Below are 2,986 nucleotides of genomic sequence, written 5' to 3' on the forward strand. Positions count from 1 at the left end.
GTCATATACCGGTCTTCCCGTTATTGTTGTTATCGGAGCAACCGGGCTTGATTTGCGGAAAAGGGATCTTATTTTCTCCAGCAGATTCATATAAAGGAGCTTGAATTTTGAAAGTACAAAATAAACCCACAATCCAGGTCCAGTTTTTGCTAACTTTCGCTCCAAAATCCTACGCACCAGTATGAAGCATATCCATACACTTTTTATCATCATTATCCTGGCCGCCGGCTGTAACACAGCTACCAATACCAATGATCAATCAGATAGTACCCATATCACTCCTGCACCGGTAACAAAAGAAAAACCATCCGCCTTCACCGGCCCTATGACCGGTGAAAGAATAAACGGCCCTGCCAATATCCGCAGCAGCGCCAATGGAGCAGTGATCTTTTCTTTAAACGATTACACCCTGGTTAACAGTACTGAAGGTAAAAACGGTTGGTATAACATTGGTGTGCTCGCTGAGCTGCCGAATGATGCCTATGGTACGGATACCCTCCGCAAAGGCCACAAGATCATCGTAGATGGTAAGGTAGTGGGTGAAATATTAAAAGACATACCGGTTAGCACCAGCACCAACACCAGGAAAACCTGGGCCGAACTGACCGGCTATACCTATAAGGATAACCTGTACCCTGAATCCATTATTGAAAATGTGCTGGAAGATTATTTAAGCAAAATAACAGACCGTTCCCTCAAAAGCCTGCAGCCTTTTATCAGCAATTTTGAGCTGGAGAAAGACGACCGCATGCCGCCTTTCATTACCTATTTCAATTATGAGAACTGGATCGATGACCCCTCGCCGTTAATGCGCATACAACTGGTATTTGAAAAAGATCAGTTAATAGGCATCGTGCATTCGCGGAACATCCAGGTGCCCAATACTACCAATGCAGCGCTGGAAAGGGATTTCCAGGTAGCTTTTTATAATGATATCCCAAAGGAAACACAGCAGAAATTTATAAAGGTGTTTAATTCCTTCATGCAGGGTGTTGACTAAGCCGTCAATGTGCCGGTTTAAACTGTTCACTATCGGACATGCCCCTTATTACAAACGGACAGTTTGCTGTATATCTATATCTTCAAGTGATTGGTTTTTAAGTGAATGGTAAGATGGCATTTTCTTGGTGCTGCCATCCGGATCAAACCAATAGTTATGTTCGCCACCTATTTCAAAACCGCCACGCGCAGCCTCTGGAAGAACAAAACCTACAGCTTCCTGAACATCTTTGGGCTGGCAATAGGTATGGCCTGTGCAGGACTGATCTTTTTATGGGTAGAAGATGAAATGACCTTTAACAACTTCCATGTAAAGCAGGACCGGCTGTACATTACCAAGGTGAACTCCGATATGGACAATGGGATAAGCACCCATACTTCCACCCCCGGTGTAATGGGGCCCGCCATGAAAGCGGAGCTGCCCGGTATTGCCAATACCTGCAGGTATACGGAGGAAGGAGCCAGCCTGCTGTTCACTATTGGCGATAAGCCATTGTATGCTACCGGCCGGTATGCGGAAGCTTCGTTGTTCGATATGTTCACGCTGCCTTTTGTGCAGGGCAATCCCAAAACGGCTTTTGCACAGCTTTATTCTCTGGTGATCACTGAAAAAACAGCGCGTAAATTTTTTGGAACAGAAAAAAATGCATTGGGCAAAACTGTGCGGGTAAACCGGGAGCAGGATTATGTGATCACTGGTGTGTTGAAAGACCTGCCTGCCAATTCCACGCTGCGGTTTGAGTGGATAGCTCCGTTTGAGATCTATTACCGCAAAAGTCCCTGGGCACAGACCTGGGACAATAGTTGCCTTACAACCTTTGTAGAATTAAAACCCGGGGTAACGGCTGCATCTGTAGATAAGTTGCTGTATAATTATATAAAACAAAAAGTACCGGATGCCATCACACATCCTTTTTTATTCAATATGCAATACTGGCGGCTGTATAGTGAGTTTCGGAACGGCAAGCCCACTGGCAGTGGCCGTATTATGTATGTACGCCTGTTTACCACTATTGCCTGGATCATTTTGCTTATTGCCTGTATTAATTTCATGAACCTGGCTACTGCCCGCAGTGAAAAGCGTGCCCGGGAAGTGGGTGTACGCAAGGTGCTGGGTGTAGGTAAAAGCGGGCTGGTGATGCAGTTTATGAGTGAAGCCCTGGCAATGGCCTTTATAGCAGCAATAGCAGCGGTGTTGATCATGGCGCTGTTCTTACCTGCATTTAATATGCTGGTGCAGAAAGAGCTGGTATTAGGGCTGCTGCAGCCTTTACACATAACAGCGTTACTGGGTATTGCCCTGGTATGCGGAGTAGTGGCAGGCAGTTATCCGTCGTTTTACTTATCCTCTTTTAACCCCGTAGCAGTATTAAAAGGATTGCAGGCCAAAACAGGCAGTGCCGCCTTCATTCGCAAAGGGTTGGTGGTAATGCAGTTTACCATGTCTATTATGCTGATCATTGGCACTATTATCATTTACCAGCAGATCCAGCATGTAAAACACCGTAACCTGGGTTTTAATAAGGATAACCTGATCCAGATGAATTTACAGGGTGATATGCTGAAGCACTTTCCCGCAATTAAACAGGATCTGTTAAACACAGGCGCAGTAGCCAATGCTTCCCTGGCCGATCATGAAACCATTTATAGTGGTAATAATACTACCGGTATTGACTGGCCGGGTAAACCACCCGGCAGCCAGATCCTGGTATCACAAAGAGTAGTAAGCCCGGAATATGTAAATGTAGCAGGTATGCAGCTGGTTGAGGGCAGGGACTTTAAACCTTCAGATGTAGTGGAAATGAACCCGGGTTTTGGGCCTAAGGATTCTACCATCAAATACTTCAACATACTGGTAACGGAGTCCATGGGCAGGCTCCTTGGAGAAGGCAGCGCCATTGGCAAAACCATGTTAATGCCAGGTGACAAGCCCGGCCAAACTTTTAACCTGCGCGTAGTAGGTGTGATAAAGGATTACGTATATGGC

2 protein-coding genes are annotated in these 2,986 nt (G+C 45.8%); both read left to right on the forward strand.

Annotation, left to right across the window (positions count from 1 at the left end):
* Window positions 1-181: 181 nt before the first annotated feature.
* Window positions 182-1,000: a hypothetical protein gene (locus VIM87_RS21915; protein ID WP_331999075.1), complete on the forward strand. Its 819-nt coding sequence runs from the start codon at window positions 182-184 to the stop codon at window positions 998-1,000.
* Between the two features lie 156 nt (window positions 1,001-1,156).
* On the forward strand, window positions 1,157-2,986 hold a 1,830-nt coding region (locus tag VIM87_RS21920), incomplete at its 3' end, for an ABC transporter permease (RefSeq protein ID WP_331999076.1).

It is taken from the genome of Chitinophaga sp. (assembly GCF_036569125.1).
Taxonomy (GTDB): Bacteria; Bacteroidota; Bacteroidia; order Chitinophagales; family Chitinophagaceae; genus Chitinophaga.